The 21,311-nt window shown below is 72.8% G+C and carries 17 protein-coding genes; 10 read left to right on the top strand and 7 right to left on the bottom strand.

From position 1 onward, the window contains the following. Positions 1–19 precede the first annotated feature (19 nt). The 5 genes from OG594_RS34730 to OG594_RS34710 all read left to right on the top strand — a co-directional run bounded on the left by OG594_RS34730 (position 20) and on the right by OG594_RS34710 (position 4,222). The gene (locus tag OG594_RS34730; RefSeq protein WP_030010161.1) at positions 20–676 is read left to right on the top strand and encodes a phosphatidylserine decarboxylase; all 657 of its coding nucleotides are present in this window, start codon (positions 20–22) and stop codon (positions 674–676) included. Further along, complete coding sequence (gene pssA, locus OG594_RS34725) at positions 663–1,523, top strand: CDP-diacylglycerol--serine O-phosphatidyltransferase (protein WP_189740836.1); 861 nt, start codon at positions 663–665, stop codon at positions 1,521–1,523. The genes OG594_RS34730 and pssA overlap by 14 nt, the downstream gene beginning before the upstream one ends. A 192-nt stretch (positions 1,524–1,715) precedes the next feature. After that, positions 1,716–3,200: an AlkA N-terminal domain-containing protein gene (locus tag OG594_RS34720; RefSeq protein WP_266606346.1), complete on the top strand. Its 1,485-nt coding sequence runs from the start codon at positions 1,716–1,718 to the stop codon at positions 3,198–3,200. A 12-nt stretch (positions 3,201–3,212) separates the two neighbouring features. Then, positions 3,213–3,722 (top strand): methylated-DNA--[protein]-cysteine S-methyltransferase, encoded by a 510-nt coding sequence (locus tag OG594_RS34715; RefSeq protein ID WP_266606345.1) that lies wholly within the window; start codon positions 3,213–3,215, stop codon positions 3,720–3,722. A gap of 113 nt (positions 3,723–3,835) precedes the next feature. Beyond that, complete coding sequence (locus OG594_RS34710; RefSeq protein WP_030010344.1) at positions 3,836–4,222, top strand: SHOCT domain-containing protein; 387 nt, start codon at positions 3,836–3,838, stop codon at positions 4,220–4,222. 10 nt (positions 4,223–4,232) lie between these two features. Here the strand turns inward: OG594_RS34710 and OG594_RS34705 are convergent, their stop codons facing one another. Beyond that, a complete protein-coding gene (locus tag OG594_RS34705) occupies positions 4,233–4,661 on the bottom strand; it encodes a hypothetical protein (RefSeq protein ID WP_266606344.1) in 429 nt (142 codons plus the stop codon). A gap of 50 nt (positions 4,662–4,711) precedes the next feature. Continuing rightward, complete coding sequence (locus tag OG594_RS34700; RefSeq protein WP_266606343.1) at positions 4,712–5,212, bottom strand: NUDIX hydrolase; 501 nt, start codon at positions 5,210–5,212, stop codon at positions 4,712–4,714. Between the two features lie 288 nt (positions 5,213–5,500). Here OG594_RS34700 and OG594_RS34695 point away from each other — a divergent pair, with 288 nt between their 5' ends. The 3 genes from OG594_RS34695 to OG594_RS34685 all read left to right on the top strand — a co-directional run bounded on the left by OG594_RS34695 (position 5,501) and on the right by OG594_RS34685 (position 10,565). Then, positions 5,501–6,520, top strand: coding sequence for a glycosyltransferase family 2 protein (locus OG594_RS34695; RefSeq protein WP_266606342.1), 1,020 nt, complete (start codon positions 5,501–5,503; stop codon positions 6,518–6,520). A gap of 84 nt (positions 6,521–6,604) precedes the next feature. Beyond that, a complete protein-coding gene (locus OG594_RS34690) occupies positions 6,605–9,028 on the top strand; it encodes a hypothetical protein (protein WP_266606341.1) in 2,424 nt (807 codons plus the stop codon). 388 nt (positions 9,029–9,416) lie between these two features. Then, positions 9,417–10,565: a glycerate kinase gene (locus OG594_RS34685; protein ID WP_266606340.1), complete on the top strand. Its 1,149-nt coding sequence runs from the start codon at positions 9,417–9,419 to the stop codon at positions 10,563–10,565. A gap of 275 nt (positions 10,566–10,840) precedes the next feature. On the opposite strand, the gene OG594_RS34680 is transcribed toward OG594_RS34685, so the two are convergent. Further along, the gene (locus tag OG594_RS34680) at positions 10,841–11,422 is read right to left on the bottom strand and encodes a cysteine hydrolase family protein (RefSeq protein ID WP_266606339.1); all 582 of its coding nucleotides are present in this window, start codon (positions 11,420–11,422) and stop codon (positions 10,841–10,843) included. A 106-nt stretch (positions 11,423–11,528) separates the two neighbouring features. Between OG594_RS34680 and OG594_RS34675 the strand changes: the two genes are divergently transcribed. Continuing rightward, positions 11,529–12,524: a GlxA family transcriptional regulator gene (locus tag OG594_RS34675; protein WP_266606338.1), complete on the top strand. Its 996-nt coding sequence runs from the start codon at positions 11,529–11,531 to the stop codon at positions 12,522–12,524. Then, the gene (locus tag OG594_RS34670) at positions 12,521–15,331 is read left to right on the top strand and encodes a SpoIIE family protein phosphatase (protein WP_266606337.1); all 2,811 of its coding nucleotides are present in this window, start codon (positions 12,521–12,523) and stop codon (positions 15,329–15,331) included. Before OG594_RS34675 ends, OG594_RS34670 begins: the two co-directional genes overlap by 4 nt. A 37-nt stretch (positions 15,332–15,368) precedes the next feature. On the opposite strand, the gene OG594_RS34665 is transcribed toward OG594_RS34670, so the two are convergent. The 4 genes from OG594_RS34665 to OG594_RS34650 form a co-directional block, all read right to left on the bottom strand. Then, positions 15,369–17,435: a SpoIIE family protein phosphatase gene (locus OG594_RS34665; protein ID WP_266606336.1), complete on the bottom strand. Its 2,067-nt coding sequence runs from the start codon at positions 17,433–17,435 to the stop codon at positions 15,369–15,371. 303 nt (positions 17,436–17,738) lie between these two features. Continuing rightward, positions 17,739–18,683, bottom strand: a complete 945-nt coding sequence (locus OG594_RS34660) for a molybdopterin-dependent oxidoreductase (protein ID WP_266606335.1) — start codon at positions 18,681–18,683, stop codon at positions 17,739–17,741. 303 nt (positions 18,684–18,986) lie between these two features. Then, positions 18,987–20,243 carry an aromatic amino acid transaminase gene (locus tag OG594_RS34655; RefSeq protein ID WP_266606334.1) on the bottom strand — a complete coding sequence of 419 codons (1,257 nt, stop codon included), beginning with the start codon at positions 20,241–20,243 and terminating at the stop codon, positions 18,987–18,989. Beyond that, on the bottom strand, positions 20,236–21,213 hold the full coding sequence (locus OG594_RS34650) for a DMT family transporter (RefSeq protein WP_266606333.1): 978 nt from the start codon (positions 21,211–21,213) through the stop codon (positions 20,236–20,238). Before OG594_RS34650 ends, OG594_RS34655 begins: the two co-directional genes overlap by 8 nt. Positions 21,214–21,311 lie beyond the last annotated feature (98 nt).

The raw sequence follows: 21,311 nt of genomic DNA, 5'->3' as shown, positions 1-21,311 counted from the left end.
CCCGCTACGAAGGTCATCCATGCCCCACAGCCAAACCTCTGCACCTCGCGACAGCCTCCTTGGCGTACGCCTCGCGCGCGGAGCATCGCCGTGGCTTCTGCCGACCGTCGCCACCGCGGCGCTCAGCCTCACCCGGGCCCGCAAGTCCGGACGCTGGGCCGCGGCGGCCGTGCCCGCCACCGCGCTCGCCGCGGGCATGCTGTGGTTCTTCCGCGACCCCGAGCGTGAGATCGCTCAGGGCCGTGTCATCTCGCCCGCCGACGGTGTGGTGCAGAGCATCATGCCGTGGAAGGACGGACGGACCCGGGTCGCGATCTTCATGAGCCCGCTGAACGTCCACGTCAACCGCGCGCCCCTGGCGGGCACGGTGACGTCCGTGGAGCACATCCCCGGCGGATTCGTCCCGGCGTTCAACAAGGAGAGCGAGAACAACGAGCGCGTCGTCTGGCACTTCGACACCGAACTCGGTGACATCGAGATGGTGCAGATCGCCGGCGCCGTCGCCCGTCGCATCGTCCCGTACCTGCCGGCCGGAACCAAGGTGGAGCAGGGCGAACGCATCGGTCTGATCCGCTTCGGCTCCCGCGTCGACATCTACCTCCCCGAGGGCGTCGAAGTCGCGGTCGAGGTCGGTCAGGCCACCACCGCGGGGGTGACACGAATTGACCGTGACTGACCCTGAGACTCCGGCCGCGGGCTGGGTTCCCGAGCCCGCCGAGGAGGAGTCCGCCGAAGACGACATGCCGCTCTCGCTGCGGCTGTCGATAGCGGACACCCTCACTCTCGGTAACGCGACGTGCGGATTCATGGCGGTGTACTTCACCACCACCGGGATCCTCATTCCGCACCTCACCGGCAGTGGCGAATCGGGCATGGCCCGTAACAGCGCCGCGACGGCAGTGATACTGATGCTGCTCGCCGCGGTCTTCGACCTCTTCGACGGCATCGTGGCCCGCAAGCTGCGCAGCTCGCCGATGGGTGCCGAGCTGGACAACCTGTCCGACCTGATCAGCTTCGGCCTCGCGCCGGCCTACTTCGTGCTCGTCTACGGCATGGTCGCCGTCGACGCGCACCAGAAGATGTCGGCGCTGGCCGCGATCGTGGTGCTGCTCGCCGTGGTGCTCAGACTCGCGAGATTCAGCTGCGTGACGATGAAGGACGGCATGTTCCAGGGCATGCCGAGCCCCTTCGGCGCGCTCACGGTCGTCTCGATCGTGCTGCTGGAGCTGCCGTTCGTCCCGACGCTGCTGGCGATCATCGGCGTGGCCTGGCTGATGGTGAGCCGGGTCGAGTACCCCAAGCCGCGGGGCGTCCTCGCGGTGGCGATGCTCTGCTGGATCATCAGCGCGATGGGGCTGCTGGCGGCCTGGGCGTTCGACGCCCCGGGCGGTCAGCTGCTGCTCCAGACCGGCTGCGCCCTACAGATCGCCATGGCGGCGACCATTCCGCTCTTCGCGACGACCCGGAAGGCCAACACCTTCCGGCACAACCGCCGCGAGGCCCGCGCCACGACGCTGCGCTGAGCTCAGCTGTGAAAGAGGGCCCCGGATGCCGCTTGGCATCCGGGGCCCTCTTGTCGTTCGGGCTGTGGGTCGGCTGCTGGGGCTCCGCCCCGGTCCCCACGCCTCAAACGCCGGCGAGGCTGAAATATCCGCCGTAGCCTTGATGTCGGAAAACTGCCAGCCCGCCGTCACCGGAACCCCGAAGCTGGACGCATGCACACCGACACCGAGCGCTGCGTAAGGGCCGTGCAGTCGAAGGACGCCCGCTTCGACGGCTGGTTCTTCACCGCCGTGCTGACCACCCGGATCTACTGCAGGCCCAGCTGCCCCGCGGTACCGCCGAAGGTCGAGAACATGACCTTCCTGCCCAGCGCGGCCGCCTGCCAGCAGGCCGGGTTCCGCGCCTGCAAGCGGTGCCGGCCCGATACGAGCCCCGGTTCGCCCGAGTGGAACGCACGGGCCGACGCCGTCGCACGCGCGATGCGGCTGATCCAGGACGGCGTGGTGGACCGGGAGGGGGTGCCGGGCCTGGCCACACGGCTGGGCTACTCCACCCGCCAGGTGGAGCGGCAGCTGAACGCCGAGCTCGGGGCCGGTCCGCTGGCCCTGGCCCGGGCGCAGCGCGCCCAGACCGCCCGGCTGCTCATCGAGACCTCCGAGCTCCCGATGGGTGATGTGGCCTTCGCCGCCGGGTTCTCCTCCATCCGGACCTTCAACGACACCGTCCGCGAGGTCTTCGCCCTCTCCCCGAGCGAGCTGCGGGAACGGGCCGTCAAGGCCGGCCGCGGGAGGAACGCCCCGCCCCGGATCCCGGGGACGATCAGTCTGCGGCTGCCGTTCCGGGCCCCGCTGAACCCCGACAACCTCTTCGGGCACCTCGCCGCGACCGCCGTCCCCGGGGTCGAGGAGTGGCGCGACGGCGCCTACCGGCGCACCCTGCGCCTGCCCTACGGCACCGGGGTCGTCGCCCTGACCCCGCAGCCCGACCACATCGGCTGCCGGCTCGCCCTGACCGACCTGCGCGACCTCACCATCGCCATCAGCCGCTGCCGCTGGATGCTCGACCTGGATGCCGACCCCGAGGCGGTCGACGAGCAGTTGCGCTCCGATCCGCTGCTGGCCCCGCTCGTGGACAAGGCCCCCGGGCGCCGGGTACCCCGTACGGTCGACGCGCCGGAGTTCGCCGTACGGGCGGTGCTGGGCCAGCAGGTCTCCACCGCGGCGGCGCGCACGCACGCGGCCCGGCTGGTCACCGCGCACGGGGAGCCGATCGAGGACCCGCTGGGCGGGCTGACCCACCTCTTCCCCTCCGCGCAGGCGCTCGCCGGGCTGGACCCGCAGGCGCTGGCCCTGCCGCGCAGCCGGCGCGCCACGCTGACCACCCTGGTCTCGGCGCTCGCCGACGGCTCGCTGGCGCTTGGCTTCGACAGCGACTGGGAGGCGGCGCGGGAGCGGCTCTCGGCGCTGCCCGGCTTCGGCCCGTGGACCACCGAAGTGATCGCGATGCGGGCGCTCGGCGACCCGGACGCCTTCCTGGCGTCCGATCTGGGGGTCCGGCGGGCGGCGCAGGGGCTCGGGCTGCCGTCCACCCCCTCGGCGCTCACCGCGCGGGCGGCCGCATGGCGGCCCTGGCGCGCGTACGCCGTCCAGTACCTGTGGGCCACCGACGCCCACCCCATCAACCACCTGCCCGCCTGAGGAGCACCAGCGATGCGATCCACCACGAACAGCGCCAGGACGCACACCGTCGTCGACAGCCCCTACGGCCCGCTGACCCTGGTCGCCACGGACGGGGTCCTCAGCGGCCTCTACATGACCGGGCAGCGCCACCGGCCGGCCGAGGAGTCCTTCGGGGAGCGGGTGGCGGCCGCCGAGGAGCCCTTCCCCGAGGTGGCGCGCCAGCTGACCGCGTACTTCGCCGGCGAGCTCACCGAGTTCGCTCTCCCGTTGCGTCTGGAGGGCACCGATTTCCAGCGCAGCGTCTGGGACCAGCTCGTGCGGATCCCGTACGGCGAGACGTGGTCGTACGGGAAGCTCGCGGCCAAGCTCGGCAAGCCCAACGCCTCGCGCGCGGTGGGCCTGGCGAACGGGAAGAACCCGGTCGGCATCATCGTGCCCTGCCACCGGGTGATCGGCGCGTCGGGCGGGATGACCGGCTACGGCGGCGGGCTCGACCGCAAGGTGCGGCTGCTGGCCTTCGAGTCCGGAGAACAGACCTGACGTCCTGTCCTGAACGCGGGTCCCGCAGGCCGGTCCGGCCCTGCCCCTTCCGAAATGCGGAGTTTTTGAAGCGGTTGTATGAATGAAATACCGCTACATGATCGGAGTCGGGCATGGACGACTATCCGCTTCTCAACATCTTCTGGACGATGCTGTACCTGTTCCTGTGGATCATGTGGTTCTTCCTGCTCTTCAAGATCATCACGGATATCTTCCGTGACCACAGCCTCAGCGGCTGGGGGAAGGCGGGATGGCTGATCTTCGTACTCGTGGTGCCCTTCCTGGGCGTGTTCGTCTACCTCATCGCCCGGGGCAAGAGCATGGGCGAGCGCGACCTGAAGCAGGTCCAGGAGAACGAGGCCGCCTTCCGCGACTACGTCCAGAAGACGGCGGGCTCCGGCGGCAGCGCGGACGAACTGCACAAGCTCTCCGCCCTCAAGGACAAGGGCGACATCACGCAGGAGGAGTTCGACCGCGCCAAGGCCAAGCTCCTGGCCTGACCCGGTCGGGTCAGACGACGAGCAGCGGAACGAGCAGCGCGAAGGCGGCTCCGGCCTCCACCGCGTAGTTGTAGAGCGAGGGGTGCTGGACCGGGGCGGCGAGCAGGACGACGCTCTGCTGGGCGGTGGCGGCCGCCACCCAGTCGGGGTCGGCGCCGAGGTTGCCCTGGTACCAGCCCTCGCAGGAGCCGGGACCGGTGACGGCGAGGAGGTCGTCCTCGCGGCGGTAGAAGGCCTGCCAGTCGGCGGCCGGGGCGGACCAGCCCTCGAAATCGGTGAACTGCGCCCAGCCGCCCTCGCGTATCGCGGTGTCGAAGAGCCAGACCGGGGTCCCGTCCGGAGTGACTTCACCACCGGCCTGTTGGTCGGTGGTGAAGTGCACCATGGGAAGGGCGTCGGGCCCGTCGGCGGTGCTGGGCCAGGCGTACATCGTGATCATCTTCTGATTCTGTCCTGGTCGAGGTAAGTCCGGTGTTACGGCGCGCCCCGTCACGAAGTGACCGGGCGCCGGCCGTTCTCCAGCTCCGCGGTGCCCTCGCCCGACTGCACGATCCGGTATGCCTCTTGGATGCGCCGTCCGAGCGATTCGGGCAGGTAAGTGGTGAGTTCGGCGGGCTCGACCAGCCGCCAGGAGATCAGCTCGTCCTCCTGCAGCGTGACGGAGGCGAGCTGGGCCCCGTCGAGTACGCCGCCGTCGTAGACGTAGGCGACCAGCGGCGGGCGGCCGGCGCCCAGCACCCAGTCGACGACCAGGAGACGGCCGAGGGGAAGGTCGAGGCCGATCTCCTCGGCGCTCTCGCGCCGGGCCGCGGTGCGCGGCGACTCGTCCTGGTCCGACTCGATGGTGCCGCCCGGCAGGGCCCAACCCTCGCGGTAGTTGGGCTCGACGAGCAGGACCCGACCCTCGGCGTCCCGGTAGAGGGCGGCCGCGCCGGCCAGCACCCGGGGCAGGCTCGCGATGTACGTGGCGTAGTCATCTGCGGTGGTCACGGCGCCACCCTAATTCCTCCGCGAGGACCGCGGTGGTGCCGGGTGGCACGGGAGGTTCGGTCCGCTCGGGGACCACGGACGCCCCCGTGACGATTGTCCTACTGATGATATTGTTGCCGCTCGCCCGGGTCACTCGCTTCCGCCCTGTGGCACCAAGGGCTCCGGTAGCTGGTGCGCCTCCGCGTCGTCGGCCTGGTGGTCCACTGCCGACGTCCTGCTCTCGGCACTCAGATCGTCAGGCACCCGCCGGCGGTCTTCCGCACTCGGAGATTGAAGACAAGCCCCTCCATGCAGAACGCAGCAGCCCCGGCACGCGACGCAGCCGACCGGCCGGCACCCGTGCTGTCCGTCGTCATCCCGATCTACAACGAGCAGGAGGCCCTGCCCCTGACCGTGGCGCGCCTGCGCCCGATCTTGGACGGCATGGAGATCAGCTACGAGGTCGTGGGCATCGACGACGGTAGCACCGACGCCACTCCGATGATCATGCAGAAGATCCGCCAGGAGTGGCCCGAGCTGCGCATCGTGCGCTTCGCCCGCAACTCCGGACACCAGGCCGCGCTGACCGCCGGCATCCACCGGGCCTACGGCGAGTACGTCGTGAGCATCGACGCCGATCTCCAGGACCCGCCGGAGAAGATCGTCGAGATGTACGAGCTGGCCCGCGAGAAGGACCTGGACATCGTCTACGGCGTCCGTGGCGACCGCGGCACCGACACCTTCTTCAAGCGGCGCACGGCCGGCGTCTACTACTGGCTGATGCGCAAGCTCGTCGGCAAGAACATGCCCAACCAGGCCGGCGACTTCCGTCTGCTCAGCCGGGCCGCCGTCGACGCGCTCAAGTCTCTGCCCGAGCACCAGCCGGTCTACCGACTGCTCGTGCCGTGGCTCGGCTTCAGCAGCGGCGAGGTCGTCTACGTCCGCGAGGAGCGGGTCGCCGGCAGCACCCACTACCCGCTGTCCAAGATGGTCCGCCTGGCCCTCGACAGCATCACCAACTTCTCCGCCAGCCCGCTGCGGCTCGCCACCTGGCTCGGCCTGCTGAGCTTCCTCGTCTGCTTCTGCCTGGCGATCTACACGACGCTCCAGTACGCGTTCGGCTCGACCGTGCCCGGCTGGTCGTCGCTGTTCATCGGCATGCTCTTCATCGGCGGCGTCCAGCTCATCTGCGTGGGCCTGCTCGGCGAATACATAGGCCGGATCTACTCGGCCGTCCAGGCCCGACCCGCCTACTTCGTCGGCTACGACTCCGCCGAGGACTCCGCGGCCGCCGACCGCGACCAGCGGGTCTCCGAGTACGCGGCCTGATCCCTGGCACCCCGGTCCGGGGCGCTCCCGGCCGCCCCGGACCGGGGCGGCCGACGCATAGCAGGTAGGGAAGAAACAAGAGATATGGGTACAACTGGCAGCGCCGCGCCCGAGCGGACCGCCCACGGGGCGCGGCCGCTGAGCGGCTCGTCCCCGTCCCCCACGACCGACCTGCCCGGACCGCACGCGTTCTGGCGCTTCCTGCCGGCGGCCGCCGCGTACCTCCTCCTGGTCTCCCTGCTGCTGGCCTCCGACACCCCGGTCAGCGACGTCGCCCGGTACACCTTCTACGTGCTCTGGGGCGTCATGCTCCCCGGCACGCTGGTCTTCCGCGCCCTGCGCCGCAGGCCGCACTCGCTGGTCGAGGACCTCGCCTTCGGTGCGGTCACCGGCCTCGTCCTGGAACTGGCCGCCTGGGCGGTCCTCGTCGGCGTCGGCGCCCAGGCGCTCGCGCTCGCATGGCCGCTCGCCGTGGTGATCCCCTTCGCGGCCGTACCGAAGCTGCGCCGGCACTGGCGGCCGCGCGGGTACACCAGCCCCTCGTTGGGCTGGTCCTGGTCGGTCTCCGGAACGGTGATGCTCAGCAGCGTCTACTTCCACCAGGTCTTCCTGTCCCTGTACCCGGTGCTCCCGGACAAGGAGGACAGCAGGCTGTTCGGCGACATGCCGTACATGCTGTCGCTCGCCGCGAACGCGAAGCAGAACGTCCCGCTGACGCTGCCCCAGGTTTCCGGCGAGCCCCTGTACTACCACTGGTTCACCTTCGCCCACATGGCGATGACCGACATGGTCGGTCACCTCGACCTCGCGGTGATCGAGTCCAGGCTCATGGTCCCCGCACTGGCGGCGCTCGGCATGGTGATCACCGCCGTGGTGGCGCAGCGCCTCATCGGGCGGGCCTGGGCGGGGCCGCTGGCCGCGCTGCTGGTCTTCGCGGTCGCCGAGTTCACCGCCGCCTACCCCAACCCCGTCCCCACCTGGACCTTCGGCGCCCCCGCAGTCCGGCTGATGTCCTGGTCGAGCCTCTCCCAGACGTACAGCCAGCCGCTGCTGATCGCGCTGATGGGGGTCGTTGGCGACGCGCTGCGCAGGAGCCGCAAGGACGGCGGGGCGGCCACGGACGGCGAAGGCGCCGACCGGGCCCCGCTCTTCGGCCGCGGGGTGTACGTCCTCGTCGCGCTGTTCGCCCTGGCCTCCACCGCGGCCAAGGCGAGCACCCTGCCCGTCACCCTGGCCGGCCTGGCCCTGACCGGCCTCGTCCTGCTGATCACCACCCGGCGCATCCCGTGGCACGTGGTCGGGTTGGGTGCGGTCCTCGGCGGTGCCCAGCTCTTCGCGACGGCCGTCATCTTCCACTTCGAGAGCTACGGCCTCGAAGTGATCCCGTTCGGCAACATCCGCGGCTACTGGGCCGATCCGGAGCACCTGCGCTCGCCGGCGTTCCAGGCCCTCGTGGTCGTGGGCACCCTGGTCGCCTTCGTGCTCAACCACCAGCTGAAGCTGCTCGGCATGATCCCGCTGATCTCCAAGCGGCGCTTCCGGCTGGAGCCCGTCCAGTGGTTCCTACTCGGTGCCTCCGTGGCGGGACCGTGCGCCTACCTGGCCGTCAACGGCTACAACGCCAGTTACTTCACGCTCGCCGCGCTGCCGTTCGGGGCCGTGCTCTCGGCCTGGGGCTTCTGCGAGACCTTCGAACGCGCCGCGCTCGGCGCGAAGGCCAAGGCCGCACTCGCCTTCGGCGTGCTCGTCTTCTCGGCGCTGCTCACCTTCGGGATCTACCGCTACTCCGGCCGTTGGTCGACCTACGTGCTGCGGCTCGCCGGGGACGAACGGAGCGCGGTCACCTCGTACTCCGTGCTGCTGCCCGCGCTCGCCCTGGCCGCCGTACTGGTCCTGGCCGCCCTGGTCGGCGCGGTCCTGTGGCGGCTCGGCGGTCGGGTGTGGCCCGCGCTGCGCGGTCGCGGCGCGATCGTCCTGCTGACCGCCGCCCTCACGGCCGGCACCCCGGGGCTCTTCCACGACGTCCTGCAGTCCCGGGAATCCCTGTGGTCGTACTCCTGGGTCATGCCCGGCTCGCAGGTGCAGGCGGCGCGCTGGATCCGCGCCCACAGCGAGCCGTCGGACGTGCTGGCCACCAACAGTCACTGCTGGGAGCTGGAGGGCCCGCTGCCCGCCGGGGCGTCGTGCGACAACGTCCGCTCGCAGTGGCTCAGCGCGTATGCGGAACGGTCGGTGCTGGTCGAGGGCTGGGCGTACGCACCGCGGGCCATGGCGCTGTCGGGTGGCTCGGCCGCCTACAACGGACCCTTCTGGGACCAGGAGCTGTTCCAGCTCAACGAGGACGCCGTCTACCGGCCGACGGCCGAGATCCTGAGCCGGCTCCACGACCGGCACCACGTCCGCTACGTGGTGGCGCACCGCCCGTCGGGCGCCGAGTCGCCGCTCCTGGCCGATCTCGCGAAGAAGGTCTACGACAACGGCCGGATGGCGGTGTACGAGCTGTCCTGACGGGCTCGCGAACGTCCCCCGCAGGCCCGGGGTCCCCGTAGGCGTGATGCCTGCGGGGACCCCGGGCCTGCGCCGTCCGCCGACCACGGCCCGGACCGCGTCCCGCATCCCGTGCAGGGGGTGGCGCCGGGCGGGACCAGCGCCGGGGTCGGTGCGGAGTTCCTTCACCAGGGCCCGGCAGAGCAGCCGCCGGTTCCCCCTCCCGGGGTGTCCGGGCGTGGCTGCTCCAGTGATTCCGCGCTCATGCGGCCCCACCATGCGGGCGTATATCCCTATTTACGGGCATGGCGCGCCGGGTGTGGCCCAGGCCACTCATGGGCATAGGAGGATCCTCCGGATAAGCTCATGGCGGCGCGACTGCACTGTTCGATAGCAAGGGAATAGCAAGGTGACGGACGGAGCAGTAAACGAGGCCGCGCGCGTGCTCATCGCCGCGGACAAATTCAAGGGCTCGCTCACGGCCGTTCAGGTCGCGGAGCGGGTGACGGCCGGTCTCCGCAGGGCCGTACCGGACGTGGAGGTCGAGACCCTCCCCGTCGCGGACGGCGGCGACGGAACGGTCGCGGCAGCCGTGGCAGCAGGCTTCGAGCGCAGGGAGGTACGGGTCACCGGACCCCTCGGCGACCAGGTCACGGCCGCCTTCGCGCTGCGCGGGGGCACCGCGGTGGTCGAGATGGCGGAAGCCTCCGGACTACAGCTGCTGCCGGCGGGCACCTTCGCCGCGCTGACGGCGACCACGTACGGCTCGGGCGAGCTGCTCAAGGCCGCGCTGGACGCGGGCGCGCGCTCGATCGTCTTCGGCGTGGGCGGCAGTGCCACCACCGACGGCGGCGCCGGCATGCTGGCCGCACTGGGCGCCGTGTTCCTGGATGCGAACGGCGAACCGGTCGGTCCGGGCGGCGGTGCACTGGCCGAGCTGGCCTCCGCCGACCTGTCCGGCGTCGACCCGCGCTTCGCGGAGGTGGAGTTCGTCCTCGCGAGCGACGTGGACAACCCGCTGACCGGCCCGAAGGGCTGCGCCGCGGTCTACGGCCCGCAGAAGGGTGCGTCGCCCGAGGACGTGGCGACGCTCGACGCGGCGCTGGCGCACTTCGCCGTGGTGCTGGAGAAGTCGATCGGCGCGAAGGCCGCCGAGTGCGCGGTGCTCCCGGGTGCCGGTGGTGCGGGCGGCATCGGCTACGGGGCCCTGCTGCTCGGCGCGACGTTCCGGCCCGGCATCGAGCTGATGCTGGAGGTGCTGGGCTTCGCCCCCGCGCTGGAGCGGGCCACGCTGGTCATCACCGGTGAGGGATCGCTGGACGAGCAGACCCTGCACGGCAAGGCCCCGGCGGGCGTCGCGGCCGCGGCGCGCGCGGCGGGCAAGCCCGTGGTGGCCGTCTGCGGCCGTCTGCTGCTGAGCCAGGAGGCGCTGGAGGGGGCCGGTATCCGCAAGGCGTACCCGCTCACGGACCTGGAGCCCGACCCGGCCAAGTCCATCCCGAACGCGGGTCCCCTGCTGGAGCAGGTCGCGGCCAACATCGCCGACGACGTCCTCTGACCCGGCTCGGCCGCCCGGACCCCGCCCGGGGTCCGGGACCCCACCGTGCCGGCTCCGCCAAACGCAGCCCCGCCGGCGATTGAGGCGCAGGGTTTGGGGCGGCGCCCCAGAAAACCCGGCTCCGCCAAACCCAGCCCCGCCGGCGATTGAGGCGCGGGGTCTGGGGCGGCGCCCCGGGAAACCCGGCTCCGCCGGGCACCGGGCTCTGCCCGGACCCGCGCCTCAAACGCCGGCGAGGCTGAGGTGGCCGCAAAGGGCCGGCAAGGGTCGGGCGGCTAGGACGCGAGGAGGTCGGCCGTGGTGACCACGCGGGCGAAGCCGCCGCCCTGGAGGTTCACCGCGGTGGCGGTGGCGAGCTCGTCCGCCGTCAGGGCGAGGCCCGCCGGCCCGGCGAGGTCGAAGGTGTGCGTGGCGTCGAGCGGGACGAGCACGTCGTAGCCCAGGTTCCCCGCCATCCGGGCCGTGGTCTCGACGCACATGTTGGTCTGGATGCCGACCAGCACCAGCTGGCCGATGCCCCGGGCCTTCAGCCAGTCGGCCAGGTCCGGGGTCCCGTAGAAGGCCGAGTTCACCGTCTTGGTGACCACCAGGGCCCCCTCCCTCCGCTTCTCCACCAGGTCCTTGAAGGCGTGGCCGGGGTGGTCGGCGGCGAGGACCGAACCCGGCTGCACGGACGCGTGCTGGACGAGGACCACCGGGCGGCCGGCCGCCTGCCAGTCGTCCATCAGGGCCGCGATGTTGTCCTCGGCCGCCGGGTTGTTGCGGGGCCCCCAGAAGGACTCCTCGTCGAAGCCCTTCTGCACGTCGATGACCAGTAGGGCGCTGTTGGGGGCGATCTCGATCGCGGTCGTTGTCATGGCTCCATGCTGTCCGCCGGGCCGCGGGCCCGACAGCGCCCGCGAGGCCCCGTACCGATGAGATCCTGCCAGTCTGGCAGTGGTGGCCGCCTGGCAGACTGACCGGATGCGCCGTGTCGCGATCGTCGTCCAGCCCGGTATCCGCAGCTTCGACCTCGCCGTCATCACCGAGGTCTGGGGCCCCGACCGCAGCCGCGCCGGGGTGCCGGGCTTCGAGCTGCGCCGGTGCGCCCTGGAGCCCGGTCCGATCCCGCTGCCCGGCGGGCTGACGCTGGCCCCCGACCGGGGACTCGACTGGCTGGCGACCGCGGACCTGGTCGTCGTACCGGCGCTGGCCGAGCCGGCCGATCCGACGCCCGCGCCGGTCCTCGCCGCCCTGCGCGAGGCGCACGGCCGGGGCGTGCCGGTCGCCGCCCTGTGCGCCGGGGCGTTCATCCTGGCGGAGGCCGGTCTGCTGGAGGGCCGCCGGGCGGTCACCCACTGGTGGCTGGCCCCGCAGCTCGCCGCGCGCTACCCGGGGATCGTGGTCGAGGACGCCCCGCTCTACGTCGAGGACGGCGGGCTGTGGACCTCCGCCGGGGTGGCTTCCGGGATCGACCTGTGCCTGCACCTCGTCCGGGAGGCGCACGGCGCCGAGGCCGCCGCCGCCATCGCCCGCTCCATGGTGACGGGACCCTTCCGCACCGGGGACCACGCCCAGTACCTGGACCGGCCGGTCCCGGCCGCGGACCGGACGGCCGAGGCACTGGCCGCCGTGCGGGCGCGCGCCCTGCGTTCGCTGCACGAGCCCCTGTCCGTGGCGACCCTGGCCGGCTGGGCCGGGATGTCCCCGCGTTCCTTCGCCCGGCACTTCACCGCCGCCACCGGCACCACCCCGCACCGGTGGCTGCTGGGCCACCGGCTGGACGCGGCCCGCAAGCTGCTGGAGCGCACCGACCATCCCGTGCCGGAAGTGGCCCGGCGGGCCGGTTTCGCCAGTGAGGTCACCTTCCGCCAGCACTTCACCGCGCACGTCGGCCTCGGCCCCCGCGCGTACCGTGCGGCCTCCTGCGCACCGGCAGCCGCACCAAACCCCCCGGACAGTGTTAGAAAGGGCTCATGACCGGACGTTTTGGTCGCCAGCCGACCGGGCGGGGCTCGCGCCTGTTCGCGCGCCTGTCCCGGTGGGCACGCAGCGTCGCCGGTCAGGTCTTCGCCCTCCAGGCGATGATCGTCCTCCTGCTGATCGCCGCCGCCGCGGCGGCCCTGGTGTTCCAGGCCCAGTACGACAGCGAGCGCGACGCCCGTCACCGCGCGCTCGCGGCGGCCGAGTCCTTCGCGCACGCCCCCGGTATCGCGTCGGCGCTGCTCTCGACGGATCCGACCGCCCTGCTCCAGCCGCTGGCCGAGGCCGCGCGCCGGGGCTCGGGCGTCGACTTCATCGCCGTCATGAACACCGCCGGGATCCGCTACACCGACTCGCGCCCCGAGCTGATCGGCAAGCGGGCCACCGGTGACCTCAGCCGCGCCGTCGCCGGCCGTGCCTTCACGGAGACCTTCCGGGGCGAGCCGAGCGACGCCGTCCGGGCCGTCGTCCCGATACGCAACGCCGACGGCGTCGTCATCGGCCTGGTCGGCACCGGCATAGACGTCGAGAACGTCTCCCAGGTCGTCGAGGGCCAACTCCCGTTGCTGCTCGGTGCGGCCGCGGGCGCCCTGCTGCTCGGCACCGGTGGCGCCGCCCTGGTCAGCGGCCGGCTACGGCGCCAGACCCGGGGCCTGGGAGCCGCCGAGATGAGCCGGATCAACGAGCACCACGAGGCGGTCCTGCACGCCGTCCGCGAGGGCGTGGTCATCGTCGACGCCGACCAGCGGCTCGTCCTGGCCAACGACGAGGCCCGCCGGCTGCTCGGCCTACCGCCCGATCCCGAGAACCGGCACGTCACCGACCTCGGCCTCGACCCGCGCACCGCCGAACTGCTGGCTTCCGGCCGGGTCGTGACGGACCACGTCCACCTGGCGGGCGACCGGCTGATCGCCGTCAACGTGCGGCCCACCGCGCGGTACAAGGGCATGTCCACCGGCAGCGTCGTGACCCTGCGCGACTCCACCGAGCTCGCGGCGCTCTCCGGCCGGGCCGAGGTGGCCCGTGGCCGGCTCCAGCTGCTCTACGACGCCGGCGTGCGGATCGGCACCACCCTGGACGTGGTGCGGACCGCCGAAGAGCTGTCGGAGGTCGCCGTCCCCCGGTTCGCGGACTTCGTCACGGTGGAGCTCCTGGAGCCGGTGCTGCACGGTGACGAGCCCTCCCTGGTCACCGGTCTCTACACCGAGATGCGCCGGGCCGCGATCACCGGCGTGCGGGCCGACTCGCCGCTCCAGCCGGTCGGCGACATCATCCGCTTCGTCTTTCCGACGGCCCCGATGGCGGCGGCCCTGGACGCCGGGCACGCGGTGCTCGCCGCCGACCTGAACGCGGCCATGGGCTGGCGGGCCCAGGACTCCCAGGGCACCCGGGTCGCGCTCGACTACGGGCTGCACTCGCTGATCTCCGTACCGCTCCAGGCCCGGGGCGTGGTCCTGGGCATGGCCAACTTCTGGCGGGCCGCCGACACCCCGGAGGCCTTCGACGAGGAGGACCGTTCCTTCGCGGCGGAGCTGGGTGCGCGCGCGGCCGTCTCCATCGACAACGCCCGCCGCTTCACCCGCGAGCACGCCATGGCCGTGACGCTCCAGCGCAGCCTCCTGCCCCGGATGCTGCCCGCCCAGAACGCCGTGCACGTCGCCCACCGCTACCTACCCGCGAAGGCGGGAGTCGGCGGGGACTGGTTCGACGTGATCCCGCTGCCGGGCGGCCGGGTGGCGCTGGTCGTCGGCGACGTCGTCGGGCACGGGGTGCACGCCGCGGCCACCATGGGGCGGCTGCGGACCGCGGTGCACAACTTCTCCACCCTGGACCTGCCGCCCGACGAGCTGCTGGGACACCTGGACGAGCTGATCAACCGGATCGACCAGAACGACGCCGGGAGGGGGCTCGCGGGCGGGGCCGGGGAGGGGAGCGCCGGGGACGCTCCGGACGGGTCCGCCGAGCCGGCCTCGGTCACCGGTGCCACCTGTCTCTACGCGGTCTACGACCCGGTCTCCGGGCGGTGCCAGATGGCCAGCGCCGGCCACCCCGGGCCCGCGCTGATCCGCCCCGGAAGGGCGGTCGAGTTCCCCGAGCTGCCGGCCGGACTGCCCCTGGGCGTCGGCGGCATGCCCTTCGAGGCCGCCGAGTTCACGCTCCCCGAGGGGAGCCGGCTGGTGCTGTTCACCGACGGCCTGGTGGAGGACCGCGACCGGGACTTCGATACCGGTTTGCAGCTGCTCGGCGAGGCGCTGGCGCGGCCCGACCGCAGCCCCGACCAGGCCTGCTCGGACGTGCTCGCCACGATGCTGTTCCCGGTGCCGAGCGACGACATCGTCCTGCTGGTCGCCGACACGCGGCGGCTGGAGGCCGACCGGATCGCCGAATGGGAGGTGCCGGGCGAGCCCGCAGCCGTCTCGCGCGTGCGCAACGCGGGCGCGGCGCAGCTCGCCGCGTGGGGGCTGGACGAGCTCTCCTTCCCCACCGAGCTGATCCTCAGCGAGCTGATCACCAACGCCATCCGGTACGGGAGCCCGCCCGTGCGGGTGCGGCTGCTGCACGACCGCGCCCTCGTCTGCGAGGTCTCCGACGGCAGCAGCACCTCACCGCACCTGCGGTACGCGACGACCACCGACGAGGGCGGGCGCGGCCTGTTCCTCGTCGCCCAGTACGCCGCCCGGTGGGGCACCCGCTACACCGAGCGCGGGAAGGTCATCTGGGCCGAGCTGCCGCTGACCGGGGGCCCGGAGCCGCTGCTGCCGGACCCGCTGGACCTGGACGCGCTGGAGGACCTGGCCTGGTGACCCGGCCGTCCGGGGCCCGGACCCCCGGGCCGGGGGGTCACACCGCCCGGGTGCGGGCCAGCAGCACGGCGACGTCGTCCTGCTGGGCGCAGGGCAGCAGCAGCCGCAGGATCCCCTCGCACAGCTCCTCCAGGGGCTGCTCCACCTGGCGCAGGGCCTCCGCCAGCTGGGCCATGCCCTGGTCGAGGTCGCGGTCCCGGGCCTCGATGAGGCCGTCGGTGTAGAGCACGAGCAGGCTCCCCGGCGGCAGCCGTACCTCCTCGGTGCGGAAGTCCTGCCCGCCCGTGCCCAGCGGGGTCCCGGGCGGGCCGTCGAGGAAGGTGATGGCTCCACCCGGGGTGACCACGGCGGGCGGCGGGTGGCCGGCCCGGGCGATCACGCAGACGCCGGAGGCCGCGTCGTGGACGGCGTACACGCAGGTGGCCATCTCGTCCTCGCCCAGGTCGGCCACGACGGCGTCGAGCGAGCAGAGCAGCCGCGCTGGGGGCACGTCGTGGCGCGCGAGGGTCCGTACCGCCGTGCGCAGCTGCCCCATGACGGCGGCGGCGTGGATCCCGTGGCCCATGACGTCCCCGATGACCAGCCCGGTCCGGTCGCCGGGCAGCGGGATGACGTCGTACCAGTCCCCGCCGACGTCGTGGTCGCTGGCGGGCAGGTAGCGCCCGGTGAGTTCGAGGCCCGGGACCTCGGGGAGCGCGCTGTTGGTGAGGCTGCGCTGGAGGGTCAGGGCCGCCTGGCGCTGGAGGGTGTACATCCGGGCGTTGTCGATGTTGAGGGCCGCGCGGGCGACCAGCTCGTCGACGAGGACGCAGTCCTGCTCGTCGAAGGGTTCCCGCTCGCGCGTGCGGGTCACGGCGACGGCGCCGAGCACGGTGCCGCGGGCGACCAGCGGGACCAGTCGGGCCGAGCCCAGGGTGGCGAGGTAGGTGCGCAGTGCCTCGGCGCGCGGGGAGGTGATCAGTGCCGGGATGTCGGCGAGGTAGAGGTTCATGGGCCGTCCCTCGGCGATGACCTGCTCGTAGGTGGTGCCCATGGGGATCTGGAAGGTCTGGCCGGGGGCGAGTTTCGCGGTGGGGGCGGTCGGGTCGGGGAAGTGGGCGGCCAGGCGGCGCAGGACGCCGCGCGTGGAGGCCGCGGGGACGGGTCCCTCGTCGGGGAGCAGGACCGCTTCGAGCAGCTGTACGTCGGCCGAGTCCGCGAGCTGCGGCACCAGCACGTCCACGATCTCCTGGGCGGTCTGGTGGAGGTCCAGGGTGGTGCCGATGCGGGTGCCCGCCTCGGCGAGCAGGGCGAACCGGTGCCGGGCCCGTTCGGCGTCGGCCTGGGCCTGCTGGCCCTCGGTGATGTCGATGAGCGAGGCGATCACGCCGAGGGCCCGGCCGGAGCCGTCCAGCAGCGGGGCGTACGAGCAGGACCAGGTCCGATCGTGCTCCGGGTCGGCGGAGGTCCGCCCGGTGCGGCGGACGTCGACGACGGCGGTCCCCCGGTCGAGGACCTGCCGCATGGTGGCCTCCAGCGCGTCGGCGTTGACGCCGGGGACCACCTCGGTGAGCCGCTTGCCGAGGTGTTCGGCGGCGGAGACGCCGTTCATCCGGGCCAGGGCGTCGTTGACGCGGAGGAACCGCAGGTCGGTGCCGAGGGTGGCGAGGCCGATGGGCGACTGGGTGAACAGGCTCTGGAGGGCGGCGAGGGAGTCCCGCATGTGGAGCACCTCGGAGGTCTCCACGGCGATGAGCATGGCCCCCGTCCGGCCCTGCGGGTCGGCGGCGGGGACGATCCACATCTCCATCGGGACGCGGTGACCGTCGCGGTGGCGCACGGGCAGGGTGCCGACGACAGTCTCGCCGGACTGGACGCGGCGGGTCAGCTGGTCGGCGAGCTCGTGATTGGCCTCGGGGACGAGCACGGCGCTGCCGGGGAGGCCGATGATGTCCTCGGGGCGGTGCCCGAGGAGGTCCTGGGCGGCCAGCGACCACTCCACGATGCGTCCGTCGGCGTCCTCCCGCCACAGGGCGATCGGCAGCAGCTCGCTGAGTACGCCCGCGTACCCGACAGCCGCGGGCGGCGGGTCCGGCACCTCGCTCGTCGCCTGGTAAGTGTCCAACGCACCGACCTCACCCCGGGGGGTCTGATTCCTACCGATTCACCCTATCCGAGGGGTGGGCGCGGGGCCCTGCGTCGGCCGGTCCCGACCGGGGCGCGGACCTCGACCTCCTCGACCTCCTCGGGCGCATCACCCGCGTCGCTCATACGACCACCACCTCGACGCAGGCCACGCGGTTGCAGCCGTAGCCGCGGGCGTTCCACGGGGCCCGCGGCGGCTGCGTGTCGCCGTGGGCGTCGGTGGCGCGGGAGACCAGTCGGTACGGTCCGGGCCGCTGCGGCGTCCACCGGTACGACCAGCTGCTCAGCCGTACGGGCCGGCGGGCGCGTCGAGCAGGGCTCCGTGCCAGCCGCGCTCGCGGTGGCGGTCGTCGTCCTCGTACTCGGCGCGCAGCTCGACGCTCCGCAGCGGCACCCCGCCGCCCGCCCAGGCGCGGCCGCGGACGAGGGTCTCGTGGCCTCGGCGCACGGCCGTGTCCGGCTCGGGCTCGGTGATGAGCGACTTGACCCGCACGCCGGTCACCGGGCCCTCGGGGGTGCCGCGGGAGGCCACGTAGAGGTACTCCTCGCTCTGGAAGACACCGGTGAACGGCCGGGTCACGGCCCGGGCCCCGACCAGCCACTTCACGTCGGCGACGGCGTAGCGGCCGGGGACCACCAGGCGGACCGGCGCCCCGTGCTCGGGAGCGAGCGGCTCCCCGTTCATGCGGGTGACGAGGAGGGTGTCCGGGTGGAGCGCCACGGCGAGCGGGAGGCTGCGCTCGAAAGCCGTCCGGCGGCCGCGCACCGGGCCGCAGTCGGCCCCGGTGAAGACGATCTCCACGGCCGACGGTCCGATCAGGGCCCGCTCGGCCAGGAGCCGGAAGGGCACTCCGGCGAAGTGCGCGCAGCCCACCGCCTGCTGGCCCCACGGCAGGCCGGGTGGGCGGGGTGTCATCAGGCTGCGGCCGTTGCCCGCGCACTCGACGACGACGTCGAGTTCCCGGTGGTCCATCGCGAGCAGCTCTTCGTAGCCGAGGGCGAAGGGCGCGGCGGCCGCGGCGCCGCCGACCCGCAGCCGCCAGCGGTCGGGCGGGGTCCGCGGGATGCCGAAGTGGTCGCGTACGAAGAAGGCTCCGACGGGGGTGACCGGCTCGGCCAGCGCGGCCGAGGGGGTCTGGGCGTTGTACGGGTCTGCGGTGACTGTTTCGGGCGCCCAGACCGTGGCGCCGGGCCCTCGGGCCGCTCCTGAAACCGGCCATGTCGTCATGGCAGCACCTTCCGTCGGGCTCGTGCCGAGCGCGACGCGGATTTCTTTACAGACTACGTCTGAACAAAGCCTTGACTCGGTGGAAATCGGGAGGAAACTCATCAATACACCGGAATACCGGAAAGAGCCGCACCTCCCTCTGGAGACGTCCTCAGGCCCGCGTGACCCTTGTCCAGGCTCTGGCCAGGCCCCCGGCAGCACTCGTCGACCAGGGGAGCCATCGGCGACGGCGGATGGCTCATGGAAACGACGGACTGCCGGGGACTGTCATGTCGTCGGCGCGGGAACTCCCCCGCGGCTCCCCTACGCCTGGACGGGGGCCGCTCCGGAGGACTGCTGCTGGCGGGGGAGCGTCGCGATCGTACGGGGCGCGTCGCCCGCGCCGAGGACGCCCGCGATGCCCCGGGCGAGGCAGGGGATCCGGTGCGCAGGGATGCCCGCGATGTTGATCCGCCCCGAGGTCGTGCCGTAGACGGCGTACTGCCTGCGCAGCCGCAGCATCTGCTGCGCGGACAGCGGCAGCATCGAGAACATGCCCTTCTGCCGGGCGAGCGAGCGCGCCTGGTCCGCGCAACCGAGCGCGCCCAGGTGGGCGATCAGATCGGCCCGGTTGTCCATGATCCGGCCGCGCATGACGTCCAGCTCCGCCCGCCAGGCGGCCCGCAGCCCCTCGTCCTCCAGGATCGTGGTCACGACGGCCGCGCCGTGCTCGGGCGGCATCGAGTAGAGCGTCCGGGCGGCGTTCTGCAGGGCGGTCTCGGCGTGCCGGACGGCCTGGCCCGAGGCGCCGAGCACGATGGCGCAGCCGACGCGGTCGCTGTAGAGGCCGAAGTTCTTCGAGCAGCTGACCGCGATCAGCATTTCCGGGACCCGCGCCGCCAGCATCCGCGTGGGCAGCAGGTCGGCCTCCAGGCCGTCGCCGAGCCCGTGATAGGCGAGGTCGACGAAGGGCACCCAGCCCCGGCGGGCGGCCGACTCGGCGAGCGCCTCCCAGTCGTCCAGCAGCGGGTCGACGCCCGTGGGGTTGTGGGCGCAGCCCTGGAGCAGCACCACGTCGTCCCGCTGCGCGTCCTGGAGTTCCCGCAGCACGCCGGCCGTGTCGAACCCGCCCTCGGCGTCGCGCCAGCCGTACGTGCGCACGCGCAGCCCGGCGGCCTCCAGGATGGGCCGGTGGTTGACGTAGGCCGGATCGCTGATCCACACCGTGGCGCCCGGGCGGGTCCGGCAGATCAGGTCGGCCAGCAGCCGCAGTGCGCCGGAGCCCGCGACGGTCTGGACGGCCGCGGCCCGGTCGGTCGGCCCTGCCTTGCCGAGGACCAGTTCCAGCAGGGAGCGGTTGAAGGCGGCGTTGCCGGAGAGCCCGCGGTACTCCTTGGACTCGGAACGCTCCGCCAGGCGGATCTCGGCCTCGCGCACGGCGGTCATGACGGGTGTGGTGCCCGTCTGGTCCCGGTAGACGCCGAGGACGAGGTTGAGGCGTTCGGGCCGCTCGTCGCTGCCGAACTCGTAGGTCAGGTCCCACAGCGGGTCGGTGGGCGGCGTGGGGAGGAGCTCAAGCATCTGCGGGAACCTTGGGTCGTGGGCGGCGGTTGGCGAGGACGACGCCGGCGGTGATCAGGGGGACGCCGACGAGTACGGCGAGGGTCGGCCTCTCGCCGAGGAGCGGGACGGCGAGCAGGACGACGGCGACGGGGCTGAGGCTGCCGAAGACGGCGCTGCGCTCGGCGCCGAGGCGGCGGATGGCGAAGGCGTACAGCAGGCCCGCGCACAGGCCGACCCCCAGCCCCTGCACGACGAGGAACAGCGCGATGTCGGCGCCCGCCGCGTGCGCGATGCCGGTGGGGAGCACCCCGGTCAGCACCAGGGCCCCGATCACGGCGAAGGAGGGCAGGCACAGCAGTCCGATCGACCCGATCGGGTCGAGGTCGACCTCGCGCAGCCCCACGGTGTAGAGGGCCCAGAGGCCGCTGGCCACCAGGAGCGTGCCGGCGCCGGCGAGCACGTCGGTGTCGACGGGCACGACGTAGCGCCAGACGAGGGCGGCCACACCGGCCGCGATCAGGGCGAGCCCGGCGGCCTGCGTGCCCCGGGGGGCGCCGTGGCCACGGCGGATCATGATCGCGGAGACGAACAGCGGGACCATGCCGGGGACGATGGATCCGACGAAGGCGGCGGACGTCAGCGCGCCGCCGTGCATCGCGGCCAGGAAGAACGGCACTCCGGCACCGCAGACGATCTTCACGGCGGGGCCCGGCCGGACCGCGGCGATGGCGCGCCGGCGCCGCCACAGTGCGGGAAACAGGACGACGAGGGGGACGCCGAAGCGCAGGAGGGCCGCGTCGGCGGGCAGCAGGGAGGAACGTCCGAGGGCCCGGGCGCTGAGCGCGAAGGCCGCCCAGATCGACACGGTGACCAGCAGGGCCAGCATGCCCTCGGCCTGTGGGGAGAGCCCGCGCCGGCCGGGGTGTCCGGCCCGCGGGCCCGCCGCATCGGGAGGCAGGGTCGCCCGGGTGGTGTTCGTCGCGACCAAGGAATTGCTCCAGCCTCTGAGACCCGGACCGATCCGGTCCGTGCCTGGGCAACGCTAGGGCTTGGGGCGGGGCAGCCGATTGCCAGTTCTGCCTCTCG

The sequence above is a fragment of the Streptomyces sp. NBC_01214 genome, assembly GCF_026340975.1.
Lineage (GTDB): Bacteria > Actinomycetota > Actinomycetes > Streptomycetales > Streptomycetaceae > Streptomyces.
The sequence above is the reverse complement of the archived record's forward strand: the minus strand, read 5'-3'. Positions and strand labels throughout refer to the sequence as shown.

Bases quoted from the DNA above. Each gene is read 5' to 3' on its own strand.
- OG594_RS34720 (WP_266606346.1), top strand. From the start codon at position 1,716: ATGCACACCGACACCGAGCGCTGCGTAAGGGCCGTGCAGTCGAAGGAC.
- OG594_RS34715 (WP_266606345.1), top strand. From the start codon at position 3,213: ATGCGATCCACCACGAACAGCGCCAGGACGCACACCGTCGTCGACAGC.
- OG594_RS34675 (WP_266606338.1), top strand. From the start codon at position 11,529: ATGCGCCGTGTCGCGATCGTCGTCCAGCCCGGTATCCGCAGCTTCGAC.
- OG594_RS34670 (WP_266606337.1), top strand. From the start codon at position 12,521: ATGACCGGACGTTTTGGTCGCCAGCCGACCGGGCGGGGCTCGCGCCTG.
- OG594_RS34660 (WP_266606335.1), bottom strand. From the start codon at position 18,683: ATGACGACATGGCCGGTTTCAGGAGCGGCCCGAGGGCCCGGCGCCACG.
- OG594_RS34655 (WP_266606334.1), bottom strand. From the start codon at position 20,243: ATGCTTGAGCTCCTCCCCACGCCGCCCACCGACCCGCTGTGGGACCTG.
- OG594_RS34705 (WP_266606344.1), bottom strand. From the start codon at position 4,661: ATGATCACGATGTACGCCTGGCCCAGCACCGCCGACGGGCCCGACGCC.
- OG594_RS34690 (WP_266606341.1), top strand. From the start codon at position 6,605: ATGGGTACAACTGGCAGCGCCGCGCCCGAGCGGACCGCCCACGGGGCG.
- OG594_RS34680 (WP_266606339.1), bottom strand. From the start codon at position 11,422: ATGACAACGACCGCGATCGAGATCGCCCCCAACAGCGCCCTACTGGTC.
- OG594_RS34695 (WP_266606342.1), top strand. From the start codon at position 5,501: ATGCAGAACGCAGCAGCCCCGGCACGCGACGCAGCCGACCGGCCGGCA.
- OG594_RS34730 (WP_030010161.1), top strand. From the start codon at position 20: ATGCCCCACAGCCAAACCTCTGCACCTCGCGACAGCCTCCTTGGCGTA.
- OG594_RS34710 (WP_030010344.1), top strand. From the start codon at position 3,836: ATGGACGACTATCCGCTTCTCAACATCTTCTGGACGATGCTGTACCTG.